Here is a 21,234-nt window from a genome sequence, read left to right on the forward strand (position 1 = left end):
GCGAAGAAGCTTACTTCTTCTTGGCAGCCTTCTTGGCCTTCTTGGCCTTCTTCGGAGCGGCCTTCTTGGCGGCCTTCTTCACGGTCTTCTTGGCAGCCTTCTTCACGGTCTTCTTGGCGGCCTTCTTGACGGTCTTCTTCACTGCTTTCTTAGCCATTGGTCTCGCTTTCTGGGTTTTCTTCTTTGAAGATTTCTTCGCAGAAGTTTTCTTGGTGGACTTCTTCGTCTTCTTAGCCGGGGTCACTTTCTTTGCGACTTTCTTTGCGGCCTTCTTGACCTTCTTCGCCACCGAGGTGGCGACTTCCTTAGTCGCGTCGGCTGCGCTGCTAAGCGCGTCCGTCACTTGCTCCAGGACTGGAGTGTCGTCGTTCATAGCATCCCCCAACATTGTCGACTTTTTCACGTTAGTCCGATTCGGGCGCGTGTTGAAGAGTGTGTTATCGACAGTCAACTATTTCGTATCGTTGTGTACGCCTTTAATGCGCGCTCGCGACCGATTTTGTGATCGACGATCGGCGACGGATAGTCTTTGCCTAAAGTGATTCCCGCGTTTTTGAGTTCGAGCGGTGAAGCTGTCCAAGGCTGATGAATATGTTTTGTGGATAGTTCTGTCAGTTCGGGTATCCAGCGCCTGACATAGACACCACCGGGATCGAACTTCTCACCCTGCAGGATCGGATTGAAGACGCGGAAGTAGGGTGCTGCATCCGCGCCGGAGCCTGCGACCCACTGCCAGTTGGCGGGATTGCTGCCCGCATCCGCGTCGACAAGCGTATCCCAGAACCACTTCTCGCCCTCGCGCCAGTCGATGAGCAGATGTTTGACGAGGAAAGATGCGACCACCATGCGTACGCGATTGTGCATCACACCGGTGTGCCAGAGCTCGCGCATGCCCGCATCGACGATCGGATAGCCGGTCAGACCGCGTTGCCACGCGCGCAGCGCCTTGCGATCGGTCTTCCATGGGAACTCATCGAAGGATGATTGCAGATTGCGCGTGGCCAAATCAGGAACATCGAACAGCAGATGGCGGCAGAACTCGCGCCAGCCGACTTCGCTCATGAACTTTGCGATGTCGCTGCTGTGCTTCGGATGTTCTGCAGCTGCGAAATGCGTGGCAGTCCAGATCTGTCGCGGAGTGATCTCGCCGAAGCGTAGATGCGGCGACAGGCGCGACGTGATCTCGCGGTCAGGCCGATCGCGATCGCTGCTATAGCCCGCGATCTCCCTGAGGAAACGCTTGAGATGTTTCTGCGCGGCGGCTTCGCCCGGCGTCCACCTCTCGCGCAGACCGCCGGCCCAGTCGGGCTTCGATGGCTCTAGCGCCCAGTCGGCTAGCTTGTCGCTCTTCACTTTCGGTGCGGGTATTAGTTTCTTCGGCGCCGGAAGCGGCTTCGCCGGTTCGCCCATCGCCTGAACGCGCCGCCAGAACGGTGTGAACACGCGCAGGCCGCGGCTCTCCTTGGTGCTGGTCTCCCTGGCGCGGATTGTCGCAGGATGCGCCAGCAGGTCACCCGGAAAGCTCTGCGTGCCGATATCGAGATCGGCGAGCGCTTCGGTAACGCCATCGGCGACCGCGAGATGCGGCGCCTGTGCGATCTCGTTCCAGAAGACGTGGCTGGCATCGACTGCGCGCGCCACATCGACGATGACATCGGCCGCAGCGCCCTTGCGCAGCACCAGCGTGCCGCCGATGGCGTCGAGGCTCGCGCTGAGTGCGCGCAGCGACTGCGCCAGCCACCATCTCGTCGCGCCGCCCATCGGCCGCGCCTGCGGTGGCTTCAATGCCTTACTCTGTTCATCGAGGATGTAGAGACAGATCACCGGCACATTGCGCCTGGCTGCGGCATGAAGGGCAGGGTGATCGGACAGACGAAGGTCGTCGCGAAACCAGACGACGATAGGTGCCTGCGTCGGTGTTGAGGTCGAAGATTGATCGGTCATCACTCATCCAACGCGGATGTCGGGTGATTGATCCGGCCGCGAATACCGCGAGAGTCTCTGCAACCCTGCGCTCATGGGCGCCTAGTATCAGGATATTTATTACCGAATTGGTACTGGAAGCGGTTTGAAGCGATTCGCTACGCGACGACGTTCGCCGCCATGCTGCCGCTGGATCTGCTGGCGCTCGACCTTGCTCTATAGCGCGCTGTTCGGCTTCTTCCGCTACGCGACCTTCGAGCTGACCTCGCTGTCGCTGCTCAAGCACTGGACCTGGCCGGTGGTGGTCGTCGATATCGCCTGGGGTATCTTCGTCACAGCGACGGCATCAACGCCGGGTCTCGTGATTGCCAACTGGCTGACGCCGCGCAGCTGGCGCTGAGTGTAGGATGGGTAGAGCGGAGGCGTACCGCGCCGGAGCGAAACCCATCACCCGCCGTGCTCAGCATGATGGGTTTCGCTGCGCTCTACCCATCCTACGCGTCGGCGTATCGGTACGACGCGCAAAAAAAGCGCCGCGATCTCTCGCGGCGCCTCTTTCGTTCTTGCAAATCAGTCGCAGCGTTACTTCGGCTGCGGCACAATGCGGATATAAGGCTTCGGTTCTTTCCAGCCATTCGGATAGATCGTCTTGGCTTCGTCGTTGGTGACGGAGCCGGCGATGATGACGTCCTCGCCATGCTTCCAGTCTGCCGGCGTGGCGACGCGATGCTTGGCGGTCATCTGCAGTGAATCGATGACGCGCAGGATTTCCTGGAAGTTGCGGCCGGTGGTCATCGGATAGACCAGCACCAGTTTGATCTTCTTGTCCGGCCCGATGATGAAGACGTTGCGCACGGTGGCGTTGTCCGCGGCGGTGCGGCTGTCGGCATCGCCCGCCACGTCGGCCGGAAGCATGTTGTAGAGCTTCGAGACCTTGAGGTCGGTGTCGCCGATCATCGGGAAGGTCGGGCGGGCGCCCTGGGTTTCGTTAATATCGTCGACCCACAGCGCGTGCTTGTGCACGGGGTCGACGCTGAGGCCGATCAGCTTGACGCCGCGCTTGTCGAATTCCGGCTGCAGCTTGGCAAGCGCGCCGAGCTCGGTGGTGCAGACCGGGGTGAAGTCCTTCGGATGCGAGAACAAAAGAGCCCAGCTATCGCCGATCCAGTCGTGGAACTTGATGCGGCCAGCCGTGGTTTCGGCCTCGAAATCGGGGGCGACGGCGTTGATCTGGAGCGTCATGATGGACCTCATGTCATTCTGATTACAGATGAATTTCGTGGGCCATTATAAAGGCGCACGCTGGTAAATGGAACTGTCCGGCAAAAAGGACAAGAACTTTCTTCAAATTCGGCGCGCACTGGCATTCAGTTTCACGCAAGGCGGCTGCGGCAAAATACCCACGCAACATGATGTTATCGGATGCCGTGATGTTGCCTCCCGCGCGGCGCAATCCCGCCTGACCGCATCGCCACATCTGATCGAACCCAGCAGCGTCTCGGCGCGACTGAACTGCAACGGTTAGGGATAAGAAGAACTCCTGTCGATCTCTTAACCGAGCGTTAAGTCGCCCATGGAATTGCTGGGCTATGTTGAGAAATATGCTGCAAACAGAAGAGCTTGAAATGTCATCCGCTGCCGCTGCCGACGTATTCGGCGCCATCGAAACGTCCTCCATCAACGATCATCGCGCTGCGGCGCAGGCCCTCGCCATCGTGCGCGACGGCGTCATCACCGGCGAAGGCCCGACCACCCGTGGCCGTATCCATTTCTCCCGTGCGCTCGATGCCGATGACGCCGCCTGGTGCGAGCGCATCCTGGGTGCGTCGGCACTGGCCAGCCAGCCGGTCAGCCGCGACGAGGCCGAGGCACTGTTTGCGATCAACGAAGCGGCGGCCGAGCGCAGCGATGACGGACGTTTCGACGACCTGTTCGCCAAGGCTGTCGTGCATCACGCGGCGTCCGCGTCGGGCCTGCCGGTGCCGCCGCGTGCGGTGGCGCTGTCGCCCGATGTTGCCATCGAGACCTGGGCACCGACCAAGGCCGTTGGCGTGAATATCGAAGTGCTCGAATGGATCGCGTCGCAGATGCGCGCCAAGCGCGTCAGCAATGCCGCCGTCATGACGCTGGTCACGACCGTGGTCGGCGCCGCGACGCTGCAACTGCCGAACGTGTTCGACATCGGCATGTAAGCCGGTCGAGGATCGTCAGAATACGAAAACGGCGGAGCGTGGCTCCGCCGTTTTTTGTTGGGGCTGTCGCTTACTTCGCGTCGAGACCGACAGTTCGGCCCGGGAAACCGGCGACATCGAAATACTTGTGCTCGCCGACCTTCTGCAATTGCAGCACCGTGACCAGACCCTGATCGTCGGGCGCCGAACGCATCACGTCGGTCGTTGCTGCCGGCGTCTCGCCAGTCACCGTCGCTTCACTCATCACGCGGCCGATCAGGCTGCCTTTGGCGTCGCGCTTCAGGCCGAGCAGATGCGCGGCAGTCATGCCGGTATCGGCATTGCTGACCGGCAGGGGATCGACGAAGCCGGCTTTGAAGTCCGGGCCGATCGCCGCCATGAAGTTGTGGGTATCGCCGCGCCCGAACGAACCATGCATGCCCTGTCCCTGACGCAGCACGGTGTCGGCGATCTCGACCTGGCACGCCGCCGGCTCTTCGCAGCCCTCCGAATAAGAGCGGAACGAGACGACGATCGCGGGATGCGGCGTGACGGCTTTGCCGGACAGATTGATCGACGACAGCGGCAGCGCGCCGGGGAAGGAGCCCAGCGAGTCCTCAACGAAGATGCCGCTGATGTAATCCTGTTTCAGCAGCGCCTTTACGGTGCGGTCGGCGAGGTCCTTGTCGCCGGTCGGCAGATAGATCAGGTCAGAGCCGCCATTGGTGGCGATGATCAGCTCGGGCTTGTCCTTGTCCTTGCCGATATAGGCGTTGCCGGCCTTCGGATACGCATTGTCGGCAACGGCGGCGAATTTGTCGTTGGGATCGAACAGCGGCAGGTCGAGCGACTTGGCGAGATCGATGGCCAGGAAGCCCAGCGGCAGGAAGCCTTCCGGCGTATCCGCATAGGTGCCCTTGATGGTCGCCGAGGTCTTGCTCTCCTTGGAGATCGTTGAGAAGCCGTGATCCGCCGAGATCATGATGTTGGTATTGGCGGCGAGGCCGAGATCGTCGAGGGTCTTGCGCAGCTGCGCGAGATTATCGTCGGCATTCTTGATCGAGGCGAGTGACGAGGGGCCGTTGATGCCGGGCGTCACTTTGTTGAGACTGTCACCCTGATTGTGCTGGGTGCCGTCGGGATCGCGCGACCAGAAGATGAGCACGAACGGCTTGTTGCGTGCCTTGAACATCGGCAGCACCACTTTGCTCGCGACATCGGCCATATAGGCCTGCTGCTTGATATTGGCTTCCGTGGTGCCAGGCGTCTTGGCGTCGCCCGCCTTGCCGTTGTCGCCGCGGCCGGGTGTTTCCACCGCCAGGCCTGCCTTGGCCAAAGCGTCCTTCATCTCGTCAGACAGGGGAATGCCGAGCAGCTTGCCTGCTTTGTCGATGCCGCCGGTCTGGTCGTCGATGGTGATCGTCTCCTTGCCGGTGCGTTCGGTGTGATCGAACATCAGCGTCGGGCCGACCTTGCCGATTGCGGCGGTGGAATAGCCGGCCTTGCGCGCGGCCTTCAGCAGCGTCTCCTCATTGAGGTAGTCGCCGTTGAACTGCTCGTCGAGATCGCCGAGCACCTGGTCGTGTTCGATGAAGGGGATCGGGCTGTTGTTCTGCACCGGGGTCGGATGGCCGGTATAGATCGAGTTCGAGAACACGCCGGTATCGCCGAGATAATGGCCGGACGCCATGCCCGATGCATTGGCCATGGTGAAAGTCGGAAACAGCGAATGCGAGTTCCGGAAATTGACGCCTTTATCCCGCACTGTGGACATCGCAGGCGCCGCTTCCGGCGTCACTTTCAGCGCCCGGAGCCCATCAGGTACGAACAAAATGAGGTTGCGGGGAGGGCTGTTTTGGGCGAAAGCCGTTGTTGCGGATATAAAAGTAAGACTGAGGGAGAGGATGGTGGCGCAGCGCATGAAAAACCTCGCTTCGAAAGAACTCGGCCGATCCGGTCCAGACGTCTTCTCTAGTTTTTGTCCGCGACAGAATTGTTACGACTGCGGCGCCATGCCACATTGTACCGCCGACCCCATCTTTCCGATCCCGCCTCAAGGTTGCAAGTAAGACAGCTCATGTTCAAAAAAATTCTGATCGCCAATCGCGGCGAGATCGCCTGCCGGGTCATCAAGTCCGCCCGCAAGATGGGTATCAAGACCGTCGCCGTCTATTCCGAAGCCGATCGCGATGCGCTACATGTCGAGATGGCCGACGAGGCCGTGTTCATCGGACCTCCGGCCGCGGCCGAGAGCTATCTCCTGATCGAGAAAATCGTCGAGGCCTGCAAGAAGACCGGCGCCGAAGCGGTACATCCCGGCTACGGCTTCCTGTCCGAGCGCGAGGCCTTCCCGCGCGCGCTGGAGGCCGCCGGTATCGTGTTCATCGGCCCCAATCCCGGCGCCATCGCCGCCATGGGCGACAAGATCGAATCCAAGAAGGCGGCAGCCAAGGCCAACGTCTCCACAGTGCCGGGCTATCTCGGCGTCATCGAGGACGACAAGCACGCCGTGAAGATCGCCGACGAGATCGGCTATCCCGTGATGATCAAGGCGTCCGCTGGCGGCGGCGGCAAGGGCATGCGCATCGCGCATTCGACTTCGGAAGTGGTCGAGGGTTTCAACCTCGCCAAGGCCGAGGCGAAGTCGTCGTTCGGCGACGACCGGGTCTTTATCGAGAAGTTCATCGTCGATCCCCGCCACATCGAAATCCAGGTGCTCGGCGACAAGCACGGCAACGTGATCTATCTCGGCGAGCGCGAATGTTCGATCCAGCGCCGCAACCAGAAGGTCATCGAGGAGGCGCCGTCGCCGCTGCTCGACGAGACCACCCGTCGCAAGATGGGCGAGCAGGCCGTGGCTCTCGCCAAGGCCGTGAATTACGACTCTGCCGGTACGGTGGAATTCGTTGCGGGCCAGGACAAGAGCTTCTACTTCCTCGAAATGAACACCCGTCTGCAGGTCGAGCATCCCGTGACCGAACTCGTCACCGGCGTCGACCTCGTCGAGCAGATGATCCGCGTTGCCGCCGGCGAGAAGCTGCAGCTTGCGCAGAAGGACGTCACCCTGACCGGCTGGGCTGTGGAGTCCCGCGTCTATGCGGAAGACCCGTTCCGCAACTTTCTGCCGTCCATCGGTCGTCTCGTGAAGTATCGTCCGCCGGCCGAGAGCAAGTCCGACAACATCACCGTGCGCAACGACACCGGTGTGCAGGAGGGCGGCGAGATCTCGATCTATTACGATCCGATGATCGCCAAGCTTGTCACCCACGCCCCGTCGCGCGCCGCCGCCATCGAGGCGCAGTCTCATGCGCTCGACGCCTTCTATATCGACGGTATCCGCCACAACATTCCGTTCCTGTCGGCGCTGATGAGCCATCCGCGCTGGCGCGAGGGCAATCTCTCCACCGGCTTCATCGCCGAGGAATTCCCGAAGGGCTTCGCCGCCAGGGCGCCGGAGGGCGAAGTCGCCCGCCGTATCGCCGCGGTGGCCGCGGCCGTCGACTCCATCTACGGCGAACGCAAGCGGCAGATTTCCGGCCAGTTGATCGGCCGTCCGGTGATCCGTGCGGGTCGCCGCGCCGTGTGGCTGGAGCGCGAGGAGATCGCACTCGACGTGGCCCGTGACGGCGATGTCGTGACGGTGGCCTTCGTCGGTGCTGACGGCAAGACGGGTGCGCCGCATAAGCTCTCGTCGTCCTGGAAGCCGGGCGTGCCGGTCTGGGAAGGCACCATCGATGGCCATAACGTCGCCATGCAGGTGCGCCCTCAGACGTCGGGCATCCGCATCGCGCATCAGGGTTATGAAGTCGCGGTCAATGTCTTCACCGAGGCGGAGGCTACCGCTGCGCGCCTGATGCCGGTGGGCGTCAAGGCCGACACCGGCAAGAAGCTGCTGTGCCCGATGCCGGGCCTCGTCGTCTCGATTGCCGTGACCGAAGGTCAGGACGTCAAGGCCGGCGAGACCCTCGCCGTTGTGGAGGCGATGAAGATGCAGAACGTGCTCCGCGCCGAACGCGACGGCACCGTCAAGAAAATCCATGCCGCTGCTGGCGCAACGCTGGCGGTGGATGCGCTCATTCTTGAATTCGCGTGACGACCTTCCGGCAACGCCGTTACGGACTCCGGGCGCTTCTGTCCGGCGATCGCTGCATGCGTCCGGGATCGGTCTACGACGCGATATCGGTGCGCATCGCCGAAGACCTCGGTTTCGAGGTCGGCATGTTCGGCGGCTCGGCGGCGTCGCTCGCCATTCTCGGCGATCCTGACATCGCGCTGATCACGCTGTCCGAACTCACCGAGCAGATGCGGCGGATGTCGCGCGCCGGCTCGCTGCCGGTGCTGGTCGATGCCGATCACGGCTATGGCAATGCGCTCAATGTCCGCCGTACGGTGGAAGAGCTGGAAGCCGCCGGCGCCGCCGGCCTGACCATCGAGGACACGCTGCTGCCCGCCGCCTTTGGCGAAGCGAAGGCGCAGCTGATCTCTCCGGAAGAGGGGCTCGGCAAGGTCAAGGCTGCACTGAATGCGCGACAGGATCCGGCGCTGGTGATTGTGGGGCGTACTGGCGCTGCGTCCATCACCTCCGTGGATGACGCGATTGCGCGTGCCAAATCCTATGAAGCCGCCGGCGTCGATGCAGTGATGTTCACCGGCCTCAAGAGCCGCGCCGAACTGCAGGCGGCAGCTGCTGCGACGACGCTACCGATCGTGCTCGGCAGTCCCACCGACGACATGGATTGGGATTTCCTCAGCGCCCAGCGCGTCCGCATCGCCATTCAGGGCCATGCGCCGATCTCCGCAGCGACCGCTGCCGTCCATGCGACTCTTAAAGCGGTACGCGAAGGTCCGGGGCCGAAGGATCTGAAGAATCTTGCCTCAAGCGAGTTGATGGACAGCGTCACCCGCGGTGCCGTCGTGAAACAGCGCGGCATCGATTTTCTCGGGCTCAAGAAATAGATGAGTGACGTGATCCGTCACGTGATGATCTTCGGCCGCGTGCAGGGCGTTGGCTATCGCTACTGGGCCGGCCAACAAGCCTCGTTGCTCGGCCTCGAAGGCTGGGTGCGCAACCGCCGCGATAACAGCGTGGAAGCTGTGTTTGCGGGACCCGCCGATCTTGTCACTGACATGATCGAGGCGTGCCGCCGTGGTCCAACGGCCGCGCGCGTCGATAGCGTCGTGGTGAGCGAAGCCACGCCCGACATGCTTGCCCTGCGCGTTAACAACGAGGTTTTCTCGCAATTGCCGACGCTGTAATTCGGATCGTGTCGCTCAGACCGTCGTTTCCGCCGCGAACTGCTCGCTCTCGCCGAACACCTCTCCGAACGCCTGCCGCAGCGCCACGTCCACATCGGTCATCGCTACGGGCAGGCCGAGATCGACCAGGCTGGTGACGCCATAGCGCGGATCGACCACGCCGCAAGGCACGATGGCGTCGAAATGCGCGAGGTCCGGTTCCACATTGATGGCGATGCCATGGAACGAGACCCAGCGCCGCAGCCGCACGCCGATGGCCGCGATCTTGTCCTCATATCCTGCGCCCTTGTCGGGGCGGGCGACCCAGACGCCGACGCGGTCCTCGCGCCGCTCGCCCTTCACGTTGAAGGCGTCCAGCGTCCGGATGATCAGGTCTTCCAGCGCCGCCACATAGGCCCGAACGTCGGGCCGGCGCGCCTTGAGGTCGAGCATCACATAGGCCACCCGCTGGCCGGGGCCGTGATAGGTCACCTGGCCGCCGCGGCCGGTCTCGAATACCGGATATCGGGCATCGAGCAGGTCGTCCGACTTGCCTGACGTGCCGGACGTATAGAGCGGGGGGTGTTCCAGCAGCCAGACCAGTTCCGGCGCGGTGCCGTCGGCAATGGCCGCCGCCCGGGCTTCCATCTCGGCCACGGCGTCCGGATAGGGAATCGGGGCATCGGATACCCGCCATTCCACCGGCCGGCCAGCGAGGCCTCGCGAAAACGGTGTCAAATCGAGGGTTTGGCGGTCATTAACCATTGGCTAACCATAACATGTTGATCTCACAGGCACCGCAATCTTGCATCTGTGCGATCCTGCATCTGGGAATTTGAGGCCGACGTGCCAACCCTCGATAAAATTACCGTCGATATCATGGTGGTCCTCGGCACCACGTCCATGCCCGTTCACCAGGTGATGCGGCTGAGCCGCGGCGCTATCATCGAACTGGATGCCACAGAGCAGGACGAGGTCAAAATCCTTGCCAACAACCTGCCTGTCGCGTCAGGCGTGGTGATGGTCGATCGCAACCGAATTGCGGTTGAGGTCAAGCAGATGCTGCCCCGGTCGCCTGACCACAGATAGGTGACCCGGAGAGGCCAAGAGGCCTTGTCTCCCCATCATTGGTTTGTTACATCGGCGCCGGTTGATCCGGCCGGGCGATTTGCCCTCGCCGGATTTCTTTAGCGCTCGTGGCGGAATTGGTAGACGCGCTGCCTTGAGGTGGCAGTCCGTAACAGGGTGGGGGTTCGAGTCCCTCCGAGCGCACCACACCTCATCATTGAAATTGTTGGATTATTCACTGCAATACGCTGTCGTATCTCTGGTGCGACGAGCCATGGGCACGCAACGATACGGCACTCGTCCGTGCATGGAGGGACCGGCGGGGCGGTTGGCGGCAGCCGACTCGTGAGCTGTCGACAATGACAAAATACCGGCAGGTTACAGGGCCCGGATTATCGAACGAGTGCGTGTCCGCCCTGACGCCGACCTAGCACGATTGAGAATAGAAAAGCGCCGTGCCGCTGACAGCAGCGCGGCGCTTCGGTTCTTGGCGGCCTATTTCTTCATACCGTCCTTGGCCATTCCATCCTTGGCCATGTTGTCCTTCTTCATCTTGTTGGTGCTCATGCCGCTGGTGCCCGACATGCCCTCCTTCTTCATGGAGTCGGGACGATCGACGGCGGTGCCGGTGCTGGTCGTTCCCGGCTGGTTCACGCCTGCTCCTGTCGAACCTGGCTGCGGCGCGCTCGGGTTTGCGCCCGACTGCGCAATGGCGGAGGTTGCGGTGAGACCGACGACTGCGGCTGCGATCAAAATCTTCTTCACTGGGATGTCCTCTCTGTCATTGCGGTGCGCACGAAGAACAGAGGCTAGAGAATATTGGTCCTCGTAAATGACGGCATCTGGAACGATCATTCCGGCCTCGGGTTGGCGCATGCGCATGCCAAAGTGGAATCAGAAAGCGTTCGACAATGAGTTGCTGGCGGCCATTGTTGCGGTAGCGCTCTCTGGCTTCATCACGCTCGTGTTGTGGGTCATTTTCGGACCGTCCTGATCGCGCGCATCGTCGTCGCGCATCTCGCGGATGCCATCGCCACGCGGGCGCCGCCAAATCGGTCGGGCAGGTGACTGTCGACTAACCGCACAAGGGCGAAGCCGGTCTCGGCTGATGACGGCGAAACCCGCCCGACAGACGCTAGGTCGCACCAGCCAGCACATTGTCGTCAGATCGAGACGTCCTGGAACGAACTCTCTTCATCGAACGGATGAACGTGATCGACGAGGCGGTCACGGCACCGCTTGCGATCAGGTCTACTAAATAGTGTCCTCCCACCGGTAATGTCGAAATGATCATGACGCCGTTGATCAGCAGGGCAGGCAAGAAAGTATAGAGTCGATCTCGCAAGGCGTAAGTCGTGACCAGGCCGAGAATCGTGTGACCGGAAGGAAAGGTCACCAGGCAGTTGATGTTGGGGGTGTCGAAATCGATCAGAGGCGGATGCGCGGATCGGAATTGCATGAGCAGCTTATGATGCCACATGCCAGCATCGGTGCCGAAATTGCCAAATGCGTCCAGTGCCGGTTGGTGCAGGGAGTAGGCACCCGCGGCCGGCAAGATCAACATTCCCGCAGCGGTGCCGATAGCCGTCAGGCACAGCATGGTCAGGAATTCAGCGAGTCTTTCCAGGCGCTTTGAAAGGCACAGCCAAAGCATAGTGGCGAACACGACACCGCCTGTATTTTGATAGGCGACGAGAAGGATGCGACTGATCAAGTCGTTGCTGTTGGCCAAAGCGACGAATGACTTCCAATCAAGGCCGAGACTTGCATCCAGTGCGGCAAGCCGCAGATCCTGCAACGGTAACGCAGCGCCAGCTGCGAGGCAGCAAAAGATGATGACGACGGCGGCCAATAGTGCGAAGGCGACCATCGCGACGGTGACCGTCCCCAAGTAATCTGCGACAAGCTTGAGCAGTCGCCCGATCGGATCGTTTTTGCCTTGGAGTCTTTGGGAGATCAGTTCGCACAGGAGTGCAGCAAACAGGCTGAACGAGATCACCCGCACGATTGCTATCCAGCTGGACGGAGCCAACCGAAGGTCCGTCATGGCTATCCATACCAGATCGACGATCGCCAGACCGATGATGACGGACCATGCCAGCTTCATGAGGCGGCTGGCTGTTGCTCCGCCTCGCGCCAGAAGCGCGACGTGAGCGGTGATGGTGACGAGGAAGCGAAGCGACGAGTTAAGGTTATGAGCACCGCGTGCGTTCACCGCATCCGCCTCCGAAACATTCAGCAACAACTGAACATTCGAAGTAACAGCCGCTCGCTTATAGGTGGTATTATTTTGCGCGGCGGGGTTCGCCTTTTGCCCCTCAGGGTTTCAAATGAGCGAGAAAATTAACTTCAATTTGATCGAGTTGATGGCGCCTGAATCGATCTGGGCAATGGCCGGCCGCTGGATCATGTTCCGATGAACCGTGCAGCGGCGCAGGCATCATTCAAGCGAGGCAGAGGAGCGGCTGGATCAGCCGCTCGCTGCCAGCACCAGCGCGCAGATCGCTGCGACAGCGCCGATCACGAATGTCGCGCCATAACCGAACACGCCCGCCGCATAGCCGACCGCGGGGGCGGTGAGACCGATCGCCAGATCGAAGAAGGCGATAAAATTCGCCACCGCGCGGCCGCGCTGTTCGATGGGCACGCGGCGCGTGGCCTCGACACCCATCGACGGGAAGATCAGCGAGAATCCGATGCCGGTGACCAGCGCGCCGAGCAGCGCCAGCATCGGATTCGTGGACAGCCAGATCAGCGCCTGGCCCAGCGCCTCGATGGCCAGCGATGTCATCGCGACGCGCGCGCCGCCGAACTGGTCGGGCAGGTGGCTGCCGACCAGGCGCACGAAGATGAATCCGGTCGAGAAGGCGGCGAGGGCGATGCCGGCGCCGGACCAGCCGCGTTCGACATAGGTCAGCGCCAGAAAGCCGGTGATCCCCGCGAAGGGGATGGTGGCCAGAAACAAGACCGTGCCGGAACGCCAGATCAGTCCGATCACCTTGTAGAACGGCGTGCGTTCGGTGCTGCCCGACACAGGCACGTCGGGGATGGCGTAGGCGATCCCCAGTGCGATCAGTGGCGAGATCGCCGCCAGCACGCCGACGCCGGCAAAGCCGATCGATGCATAGACCGCGAGGCCGATCGGTGCGCCCAATCCAATCGCCGAATACATGGCGATGCCCTGCCATGACATCACCAGACCGGTGCGGTGCGGGCCGAGCCGTCCGATGCACCAGCTCATGGCGCCGGTGATGAACAGGCTTTCGCCGAAGCCGAGCGCGACGCGGCCGATCAGCAGCAGCGTGAGCTTGCCTTCGCTCGGCAGCGGCAGGGCGGCAGCAAGCAGATAGAACAGGCCGGCCAGCGCCGATAGCGGCAGGCCGAGCCGGATCGCGTAGCGCGCGCCGTGATGGTCGCTGAGCGTGCCGGCGCGGTGGCGGGTGAGCACGGTCACCACCGACTGGATGCCGATGGCGAAGCCGATCACGCCGGCTGAGAAACCGAGCTGGTCATGGATGTAGAGCGAGATCGGCGGCAGCGGCAAGCCGACCGAGAGGAAGCCGAAAAAGACGATCAGCACCTGCTTGATCAGGCTCTTGCGGTCGTCGCGGTTGAGCGGCGCAGGTTTGGACGCGGTTTTGAATTTTGGGGGAGCGTTCTGATTCATGTCGACGTGCTTTCGAGGCGGCCAGCCACATTGGGGCTGTCCGGAGCTGAGCACGTTGAGTGACGTTAACGCTTACGGCTGGGAGATACCCTGCAAGCGGCTGGTTACGGCGAAGCAGGTTCCTCTGTCAAGGTTGTATAGTGCGGGAAGCGCTGCCGCACGGTCGCGCTATCGCACCGTGTCCGAGCGGGACGCTGTGATCTTGCTATCGAAGCCGCCGCAGACATCATCGCGCCGGGCCGAGCATGCCAGTCGCTCCTCGGCCGGCCGTACCGCGCTGATTGACACGCGCCGTCGTTTGACAAAAGTCCGTTGGCGCGTTGCGGGTAAATCTCCAGATGCATTGCAGTTGTCATCATCCTTTAGCGCTCGGGTAACGACTTGCCAGTAGCAACGCCGCCGTCCGGCAGCTAGACATGGCCGGTAGCGTCGATCTTCCGGAGCGGACATGAAATATCTGAGCTATGCCTACCGTTTCATCTCCAACTTTGCCTTTCTGGCGCTGGTCTATTTCAGCCTGAACTTCGTCGGCGCCTATCAGCAGCGCGCCATCGTGGCGGCGCTGGTGCTGGCCTATGCCGGCATGCGGGCGATCTCGGCGCTGCGCTCCTTCGTCTTCTTCAAGGCGATCGAGAAGCTCGAACTCGAAGCACGCCGGCTTGGTGGATTGGCCGGTGAAGGCCCTTCTGCCGTGTCGTCGCGCAAGGCTGTCGTGAAGGACGTGGTCGAGCAGCGCCAGGCCGGCGAGATGAAGTCCTATATCGACCTGCTGTTCCTCGGCATCATCGTGGTGCTGTGCATCGCCAAGATCGTGGCGAACTAACGCGATCTTTTTCCGTGACGGCGACCTAACGCTTCGCCAGCAGGGCCGTAGCGCAGTCCGCTACCTGATCGAGCTGCGCGCGTGAAGCACCGTCGCTGGCCTCGATCGACATGCCCTGCAACAGCGTGTTGAGCGTGTTGGCAACCGCTTCGACGTTGGTGTCTGCCGGCAACTGACCATCAACGACGCCGCGGCGCAGGCGCTCGAGGAACAGCCGGCGCCCTTCATCCCGCAATGCCTTAAGTGCGTCGGCCACGTCACGCGCCTCGGCCGGCACGTTGATTGCACCCAGCACCACGATACAGCCACACGGCGCCTCGGGTTTGGTTAGAATGGCGGTGGCCTCTGCGAAGAAGGTGGTAATCGCCCGGCGTACGTCGGGTTCGCCGTCCATCGCGTCCCACGTCTCGTCCCAGAACACCCGCTCGTAATGGCCGACAGCTTCCAGGAAGAGCTGGGCCTTGTTACCGAAAGCGGCGTACAGACTGGGAGGGTTGATCCCCATTGCCGTACAAAGCTCAGCGATCGACGCTGGTGCGAAACCCTTTTCCCAGAACACTTTCAACGCTTGTTCCAGCGCGGCTTCGCGATCGAAGCTGCGCGGCCGTCCCTTGGTACGGTGCGGCGAGATTTTCGGAGCTGGATCGGAAGCAGGCATCTTTTCGGAATCCGGATTGACTTTCCGTAGCGATCGCTACATATATGTTTTGTATCGATCACTACAATATGTCTGCCGTAAGTGTCACGTGATTTTTACGCGGCAGATCAATGCTTTCAAAGGAGATCAGTCATGACCAGGAATATCAAGACCGTCCCAACCGCCGACTTCGACGCCGTTGTTGCGGTCGCGCAAAGTTATGTGGACGGTCTTCGCGTCGGCAGCGCCAAGGATGTCGGTGGCGCGTTTCACGAAGATGCCGTGATGTACGGCTTCACCAATGGTTCGCCGATGGCCGGCACGATCCGCAATCTCTACGAGTTCGTGGACAAGAGCGGCAAAGCACCAGACATCAAGACGCGGATCGACGTGCTGGCGATCACGCCCACTACGGCGGTCGTCCGGGTCGACATGGAGAAGGACGCGATTGGCGCCGACTATACCGACTTCCATACACTGCTGAAGGATGCAGGCGGCTGGAAGATCGTCGCGAAGGTCTATCACCAGTACGAGGGCTGATCATCGATGCGGCGTCGCTGCCGATTGACGATTGTCACCCCACCGTGAGCCTCGTGCCGATCACCGGCACGCCGCGAAGCTTGATGCGCTGAACTGCACGTTCGACGTCCGGCTCGGCCACGATTGATCTGAACAGCTTGAGATCATTCGCGGCCGGTGGCCGCATACGCTGACTGATGTCCTGACCCGCCTTGAACCAGATTTTGAAAATGAAACCGATGACCGACAATTCGATCTGCACCGACCTTTTTTCGCCCGTCAGTCTGGGCGACATCAACCTTGCCAATCGCATCGTCATGGCGCCGCTGACCCGCAGCCGCGCGGGTGACGATGGCGTACCGACCGAACTGCACGCCACCTATTATGCGCAACGCGCCACCGCCGGCCTCATCATCGCCGAGGCGACGAACATCTCGCCGCAGGGGCGCGGCTATGCACTGACGCCCGGCATCTGGAGCGACGAACAGGTCGCGGGCTGGAAGAAGGTGACCGAAGCCGTCCATGCTGCCGGCGGCAAGATCGTCTCGCAGCTCTGGCATGTCGGCCGCTTCAGCCATGTCGATCTCCAGCCGGACGGACAGGCGCCTGTCGCGCCTTCCGCGGTGAAGGCGGAGGGGCAGACCTACACGAATGACGGCATGGTCGATGTGTCGATGCCGCGCGCGCTGGAGACTGACGAGATCCCCGGCCTGATCGCCGACTATGTTCGTGCTGCAGATAACGCCAAGCGCGCCGGATTCGACGGGATCGAAGTCCATTCGGCCAACAGCTATCTACTGGATCAGTTTATCCGCGACAGCACCAACAAGCGGACCGATCGCTATGGCGGCTCGATCGAGAACCGGACACGCCTGACACAGGAGGTGGTGGAGGCCGTGCTGCCCGCATGGGGCGCGGGCCGCGTCGGGATACGCCTGTCACCGACCACACCAGACGCCGGCAACACGCCGATGGATAGCGATGTGATGGCGACCTACGGCCATTTGATCCGCTCGCTCAATCGCTTCAATCTCGTTTATCTTCACTTCGTCGAAGGCGCGACCGGCGGTACGCGCGAAATTCCGGCGGGCATTGATCTCGATGCGTTGCGGGCTCAGTTCGAAGGGCCGTATATCGGTAACAACGGCTACGATCTCGATCTCGCGATCGATCGCCGCAGGGCGGGCAAGGTCGACGCAGTCGCCTTCGGCCGTCCCTTCATCGCCAATCCCGATCTGGTTGCGCGGCTGCAATATGATGCGGCGCTCGCTCAAGCGCCGCGAGACGCATATTATGGTGGCGGTGCGAAGGGATATATCGATTGGCCGATCACCGCATCGTAATCGGAACGTGAAACCATATCGTCGCGCTCAGCGCGGGGCGGCAACTGCCGTCGGATGCAGGCCCGGCGGAATGGCGCCGGGGATGGTGCGTTTGGCAGCGCTGGCATCGAGCGAGATCAGTTTCGCAATCGCATCTGAATCGCTGCCGCGGGCAGGCGCTGTCTGTTGAGCGTGATGTGGTAGCTGCACGAGTGCCTTGATCGGCTTGCCGTGACGTTCGGCGAGCTCGAACAGGTCCTGTGCCGGTACCGGCAGCGAGGCACTGCTGGTCATCGCATGCAGCGCCGCGGCGCGCGGCCACGGAGCCTGTTCCGGCAATGGCACGGCGCCTCGCCGCCGATCGAAACTCCTGCTCAGCGACAGCATCTGGTCGGATGCCGAGATCGCCGGCGCGGGCAGCATGTCGTCATGGGCAAAGGCGAATGTGGGCACCTTGTGCCAGCGCGTGACGGCCACGGTCTCCGACACCGGATGCAACTGCCACTGCTGCGGCTCCGTGGGCGTCTTGGGCTTGTCGGGCGTCGCCGCCTCGACATGGACGATGCGATAGCCGCCGGCCTTGAGGTCGCGCAGGATGCCGGGCAGGGCGGCGACGGTGCGCGGCTGGATATCATGCAGCAACAGGATGCCCTTGCCCTTGGCGGCGATGCGCGAGATCGCGAGGTCATGGACCTTCTGCGGGGACACATGGCGCCAGTCGTCGGCGGGGAAATCGGCGCTCCAGGTCTGGATTCCCCGCGAGGCCAGATAGTCCTCGACGACGCTGGCGCGCAGCAGGCCGGGAATCCGGAAGAACGGCGACAGCAGCGCGGGATCACCGAGCGCCGCCGTGGTGTTGGCGATGCCGTCCTCGATCTCCTGCTGCGCCTTCTCGATCGGCATGCGGTTCATGCTGAGCGGATGGTTCTGGCTGTGGGTGCCGACGGTGTGGCCGAGCGCGATCAGCTTGCGCACGCCTTCGGGATGTTCCTTCGCCATCCGGCCGATGATGAAGAACGTCGCCTTCACGCATTCGGAGGCGAGGATATCGAGGATCGCGTTCGAGTGTTTCGGGATCGGACCGTCGTCGAAGGTCAGCACGACCTCCTTGTCTTGGAGCGGCAGCGTCTCTGCATATTGCATGGTGCCGATCTTGGGGTGCTCGCGGGGATCGACCACGATGGTGCGCGAGGTGCCGAGCGCGCCGGGATTGCCCGGGCACGCCTCGGCCGACAGAGCGCTGGTGGTGGAGGCTGCGGCGGCGGTGAACAGGGTCAGGCCGGTGAGCAGGCTCAGGCACAGAAGGCGTCGTGCCCGGTCAGTCGTCGCCTTGTTCATTGGTCGATCCGTCACTCGCTTTGATGTCGGCTGTGAAGTTACCGGGGCGGCTGTGAACGCAATGTTAATCATGTCGGCCCGCCGACGGTATTTTCCGCATCCTGATGATCGCGCGTTCTACTGGGAACTGGAGCGGGCAGAGGACCCTGCGGCCGGCGGCACGATATGCACGACCCGGTAGCGGTTCTCCCGGAGATAGCGCAGGAAATCGGGCAGCATCGCGGCAGTCTGCGCCTTGGTGTCGTGAAACAGGATGATTCCCCGCCCGGCGGCCTTCAGCCTGCCGGTAATCAGCTCCAGTTGCTGCTGCGGGGTCATGGGATTCCAGTCGCTGGCCCAGAAATCCGCGCCGAACACCGCTATCCGGCGGGATTGCAGCATGTCCAGCAGGGCCGGTGTCGATTCGAAATAGGGGAAGCGAAAGAACGGCGTGGTCGGCACGGTGGTGGCCTTGCCGCCGTTCAGCGCCATTTCGTCGGCGCTGATGCCCCGGTCGATCTGTTCGACGGCAGCCGCATTGCTGATCTTCTTGAGGTCGGCGTGGGCGAGGGTGTGATGGCCGATGGTATGGCCCTCGGCTGCCATGCGCTTCACCAGCGCCGCATTGGCCGTCGCGCTGTTGCCGATCAGGAAGAAGGTCGCGCGAACACATTCGCGCGACAGCGCCGTGAGAATTTTCGTCGTGGTCGGCGCATGCGGGCCATCGTCGAAGGTCAGCACAACCTCGCGATCTTCCAGCGGCAGCGTATCCGGAAAGCTCTGGGTGCCGACGCGTGGATAGGTCTTGGGATCCACGGTGAGAATGCGTGCGGTACCGAGCGTATCCTTGCGCGGGCAGTCTTCGGCATGGGCGACAACGGTCGATGCAATCAAGGCAAGAATGGCGGCCTTCAACACGATCACGACACTTTCCCGGCCGCTGATTTCGCGCACCGCATTTTTCCGATTGCATCAGGCATTGCGCATTGGGTAATGCCTGATGCGAGCTTCCGTTCACAGATGGATTAGCGCATTTCCGACAGGATAGCGCTAACTCCGTCCCCCCCAAACAAGCAGGCGAGGTGCGGCATGGCCGATGACGTCGATCTCGCCCAATCGGTCGCTCCCGAGGAATTGTCGGCGCTCGACAAGATGCCGATGCGCGATGCCGAAGGCGACATCCGCCCCGAATTTGTCGAGGCGATCTCGCACGCGGTTCAGGTTGCCGATACCGCATTCCTCAAGGAGATCGTCGGCGAGCTGCACGAGGCCGATCTCGGTGACCTGATCGAAGCCCTCGATGCCGACGAGCGCGCGCCCCTGATCGAACTGACCGGCGCCGATTTCGACTTCTCGGCGCTCAACGAAGTCGACGACGCCGTCCGCGAGGAACTGCTCGAGGAACTCGAGCCCGAGACCGTGGCCGAGGGCGTTCGCGAACTCGATTCCGACGATGCCGTCGAACTGCTCGAAGGCGTCGACGAGGAGGTCCAGGACGAGATCCTCGAGAAGTTGCCGCTGTCCGAGCGCGTGGCGCTGGAGCGCAGCCTCACTTACCCGGAAAACTCCGCCGGCCGGCGGATGCAGACCGAGTTCATTGCGGTCCCGCCGGACTGGAATGTCGGTCAGGTCATCGACTATATGCGCGAAACGCCGGACCTGCCGGACCGGTTTTACGAGATCTATTCCGTCGGCGCCGATCAGCGCTGGCAGGGCGCAGTGTCGCTGGACGCGCTGCTGCGCGCGCGCCGTCCGGTGCTGCTGGCTGATCTGATCGATGAGGACCGCCGCCGCGTCTCGGTGTTGGACGATCAGGAGGAAGTGGCGCGGATGTTCGGCAAGTACAATCTTGTCGCGGCGCCTGTGGTCGATACCGATGACCGGCTGGTCGGCGTCATCACCATCGACGACGTCGTCGACGTCATCGAGGAGGAGGCCGACGAGGACCTCAAGGCGCTCGGCGGCGTCACGTCGGACGAAGAACTGTCGGACAATTTCTGGACCATCGCCAAGGGCCGCTTTACCTGGCTGCTGATCAATCTCGCCACCGCTTTCATCGCGTCGTCGGTGCTGGGCCTGTTCGAGGACCAGCTGCAGCAGATGGTGGCGCTAGCTGTGCTGGCGCCCATTGTCGCTAGTCAGGGCGGCAATGCCGCAACCCAGACCATGACGGTCGCGGTGCGCGCATTGGCGACGCGGCAGCTCAACCCCAACAACGCCATGCGGATCGTGATCCGCGAAGGCCTTGTCGGCCTGATCAATGGTCTGGCCTTTGCCGTGATCACCGGCATCGCCGCCTATGCCTGGTTCAGGACGCCCGGTCTCGGCATCGTCATCGGCCTTGCAATGATCTGCAATCTGATCGCCGGCGCACTCGGCGGCATCCTGATCCCGATGGTGCTCGAACGCGTCAAGGCCGATCCGGCCGTGGCCTCCGGTACATTCGTGACCACCGTGACCGACGTGGTTGGCTTCTTCGCTTTCTTGGGGATCGCGACGCTGTGGTTCGGTCTGAAGTAGGGATCATTCGCGACGTTTCAGCCGTCTTGATC

22 protein-coding genes, 1 tRNA gene and 1 pseudogene are annotated in these 21,234 nt (G+C 62.1%); 12 read left to right on the forward strand and 12 right to left on the reverse strand.

Features of this window, described 5'->3' with window-relative positions; all coding sequences use genetic code 11:
* Positions 1–10: 10 nt before the first annotated feature.
* Together AB7783_RS05330 and AB7783_RS05335 are read right to left on the reverse strand one after the other, a co-directional pair.
* Complete coding sequence (locus AB7783_RS05330) at positions 11–373, reverse strand: hypothetical protein (RefSeq protein WP_068730647.1); 363 nt, start codon at positions 371–373, stop codon at positions 11–13.
* A gap of 74 nt (positions 374–447) precedes the next feature.
* Entirely contained in the window at positions 448–1,944 is a 1,497-nt protein-coding gene (locus tag AB7783_RS05335) for a cryptochrome/photolyase family protein (protein WP_441277041.1), read from the reverse strand.
* Positions 1,945–2,122: 178 nt separating this feature from the next.
* On the opposite strand from AB7783_RS05335, the pseudogene AB7783_RS05340 reads away from it, so the two are divergent.
* Positions 2,123–2,323, forward strand: a pseudogene (locus AB7783_RS05340) (DUF2177 family protein); the annotation flags it as partial.
* Positions 2,324–2,505: 182 nt separating this feature from the next.
* Here AB7783_RS05340 and AB7783_RS05345 read toward each other — a convergent pair.
* Entirely contained in the window at positions 2,506–3,165 is a 660-nt protein-coding gene (locus tag AB7783_RS05345) for a peroxiredoxin (RefSeq protein WP_089267220.1), read from the reverse strand.
* Between the two features lie 67 nt (positions 3,166–3,232).
* On the opposite strand from AB7783_RS05345, the gene AB7783_RS05350 reads away from it, so the two are divergent.
* Positions 3,233–3,448, forward strand: coding sequence for a hypothetical protein (locus AB7783_RS05350; RefSeq protein WP_089267221.1), 216 nt, complete (start codon positions 3,233–3,235; stop codon positions 3,446–3,448).
* 100 nt (positions 3,449–3,548) lie between these two features.
* Positions 3,549–4,115 (forward strand): hypothetical protein, encoded by a 567-nt coding sequence (locus tag AB7783_RS05355; RefSeq protein WP_441277042.1) that lies wholly within the window; start codon positions 3,549–3,551, stop codon positions 4,113–4,115.
* 70 nt (positions 4,116–4,185) lie between these two features.
* Here the strand turns inward: AB7783_RS05355 and AB7783_RS05360 are convergent, their stop codons facing one another.
* On the reverse strand, positions 4,186–6,015 hold the full coding sequence (locus tag AB7783_RS05360) for an alkaline phosphatase family protein (protein ID WP_441277043.1): 1,830 nt from the start codon (positions 6,013–6,015) through the stop codon (positions 4,186–4,188).
* 156 nt (positions 6,016–6,171) lie between these two features.
* On the opposite strand from AB7783_RS05360, the gene AB7783_RS05365 reads away from it, so the two are divergent.
* Genes AB7783_RS05365 through AB7783_RS05375 form a run of 3 tightly spaced genes read left to right on the forward strand, consistent with a single transcriptional unit; the run spans position 6,172 to position 9,350 of the window.
* Positions 6,172–8,187 (forward strand): acetyl/propionyl/methylcrotonyl-CoA carboxylase subunit alpha, encoded by a 2,016-nt coding sequence (locus tag AB7783_RS05365; RefSeq protein ID WP_309944376.1) that lies wholly within the window; start codon positions 6,172–6,174, stop codon positions 8,185–8,187.
* Positions 8,184–9,050, forward strand: a complete 867-nt coding sequence (locus AB7783_RS05370) for an isocitrate lyase/PEP mutase family protein (RefSeq protein WP_441277044.1) — start codon at positions 8,184–8,186, stop codon at positions 9,048–9,050. Before AB7783_RS05365 ends, AB7783_RS05370 begins: the two co-directional genes overlap by 4 nt.
* Positions 9,051–9,350 carry an acylphosphatase gene (locus tag AB7783_RS05375; protein ID WP_441277045.1) on the forward strand — a complete coding sequence of 100 codons (300 nt, stop codon included), beginning with the start codon at positions 9,051–9,053 and terminating at the stop codon, positions 9,348–9,350. It abuts the gene before it with no gap.
* Positions 9,351–9,365: 15 nt separating this feature from the next.
* On the opposite strand, the gene lipB is transcribed toward AB7783_RS05375, so the two are convergent.
* Positions 9,366–10,094 (reverse strand): lipoyl(octanoyl) transferase LipB, encoded by a 729-nt coding sequence (gene lipB, locus AB7783_RS05380; protein ID WP_441277046.1) that lies wholly within the window; start codon positions 10,092–10,094, stop codon positions 9,366–9,368.
* Between the two features lie 81 nt (positions 10,095–10,175).
* Between lipB and AB7783_RS05385 the strand changes: the two genes are divergently transcribed.
* On the forward strand, positions 10,176–10,418 hold the full coding sequence (locus AB7783_RS05385; RefSeq protein WP_068730739.1) for a FliM/FliN family flagellar motor switch protein: 243 nt from the start codon (positions 10,176–10,178) through the stop codon (positions 10,416–10,418).
* 101 nt (positions 10,419–10,519) lie between these two features.
* Positions 10,520–10,604: transfer RNA gene (locus tag AB7783_RS05390), tRNA-Leu, on the forward strand.
* A 288-nt stretch (positions 10,605–10,892) separates the two neighbouring features.
* Here AB7783_RS05390 and AB7783_RS05395 read toward each other — a convergent pair.
* From AB7783_RS05395 to AB7783_RS05405, 3 genes are all read right to left on the reverse strand, one after another.
* Positions 10,893–11,162, reverse strand: coding sequence for a hypothetical protein (locus AB7783_RS05395; protein ID WP_441277047.1), 270 nt, complete (start codon positions 11,160–11,162; stop codon positions 10,893–10,895).
* A gap of 370 nt (positions 11,163–11,532) precedes the next feature.
* The gene (locus AB7783_RS05400) at positions 11,533–12,642 is read right to left on the reverse strand and encodes a phosphatase PAP2 family protein (RefSeq protein WP_441277048.1); all 1,110 of its coding nucleotides are present in this window, start codon (positions 12,640–12,642) and stop codon (positions 11,533–11,535) included.
* Between the two features lie 225 nt (positions 12,643–12,867).
* Complete coding sequence (locus AB7783_RS05405; RefSeq protein ID WP_441277049.1) at positions 12,868–14,064, reverse strand: MFS transporter; 1,197 nt, start codon at positions 14,062–14,064, stop codon at positions 12,868–12,870.
* 448 nt (positions 14,065–14,512) lie between these two features.
* Between AB7783_RS05405 and AB7783_RS05410 the strand changes: the two genes are divergently transcribed.
* Positions 14,513–14,887: a hypothetical protein gene (locus AB7783_RS05410; protein ID WP_175367323.1), complete on the forward strand. Its 375-nt coding sequence runs from the start codon at positions 14,513–14,515 to the stop codon at positions 14,885–14,887.
* A 25-nt stretch (positions 14,888–14,912) separates the two neighbouring features.
* Here AB7783_RS05410 and AB7783_RS05415 read toward each other — a convergent pair whose 3' ends face one another.
* On the reverse strand, positions 14,913–15,545 hold the full coding sequence (locus AB7783_RS05415) for a TetR/AcrR family transcriptional regulator (RefSeq protein ID WP_175367322.1): 633 nt from the start codon (positions 15,543–15,545) through the stop codon (positions 14,913–14,915).
* A gap of 132 nt (positions 15,546–15,677) precedes the next feature.
* Between AB7783_RS05415 and AB7783_RS05420 the strand changes: the two genes are divergently transcribed.
* Positions 15,678–16,064 carry a nuclear transport factor 2 family protein gene (locus tag AB7783_RS05420; RefSeq protein WP_175367321.1) on the forward strand — a complete coding sequence of 129 codons (387 nt, stop codon included), beginning with the start codon at positions 15,678–15,680 and terminating at the stop codon, positions 16,062–16,064.
* A gap of 34 nt (positions 16,065–16,098) precedes the next feature.
* On the opposite strand, the gene AB7783_RS05425 is transcribed toward AB7783_RS05420, so the two are convergent.
* Positions 16,099–16,305 carry a hypothetical protein gene (locus AB7783_RS05425; RefSeq protein ID WP_441277050.1) on the reverse strand — a complete coding sequence of 69 codons (207 nt, stop codon included), beginning with the start codon at positions 16,303–16,305 and terminating at the stop codon, positions 16,099–16,101.
* Between AB7783_RS05425 and AB7783_RS05430 the strand changes: the two genes are divergently transcribed.
* Positions 16,283–17,386 (forward strand): alkene reductase, encoded by a 1,104-nt coding sequence (locus tag AB7783_RS05430; protein ID WP_441277051.1) that lies wholly within the window; start codon positions 16,283–16,285, stop codon positions 17,384–17,386. The genes AB7783_RS05425 and AB7783_RS05430 overlap by 23 nt on opposite strands.
* 27 nt (positions 17,387–17,413) lie before the next feature.
* Here AB7783_RS05430 and AB7783_RS05435 read toward each other — a convergent pair whose 3' ends face one another.
* Together AB7783_RS05435 and AB7783_RS05440 are read right to left on the reverse strand one after the other, a co-directional pair.
* Positions 17,414–18,703 carry a polysaccharide deacetylase family protein gene (locus tag AB7783_RS05435; protein ID WP_441277052.1) on the reverse strand — a complete coding sequence of 430 codons (1,290 nt, stop codon included), beginning with the start codon at positions 18,701–18,703 and terminating at the stop codon, positions 17,414–17,416.
* A 117-nt stretch (positions 18,704–18,820) separates the two neighbouring features.
* Positions 18,821–19,636, reverse strand: a complete 816-nt coding sequence (locus AB7783_RS05440; RefSeq protein ID WP_441277053.1) for a polysaccharide deacetylase family protein — start codon at positions 19,634–19,636, stop codon at positions 18,821–18,823.
* A gap of 135 nt (positions 19,637–19,771) precedes the next feature.
* Between AB7783_RS05440 and mgtE the strand changes: the two genes are divergently transcribed.
* Complete coding sequence (mgtE, locus tag AB7783_RS05445) at positions 19,772–21,202, forward strand: magnesium transporter (RefSeq protein WP_175367319.1); 1,431 nt, start codon at positions 19,772–19,774, stop codon at positions 21,200–21,202.
* Positions 21,203–21,234 lie beyond the last annotated feature (32 nt).

It is taken from the genome of Tardiphaga sp. 172_B4_N1_3 (assembly GCF_052076035.1).
GTDB lineage: Bacteria > Pseudomonadota > Alphaproteobacteria > Rhizobiales > Xanthobacteraceae > Tardiphaga > Tardiphaga robiniae.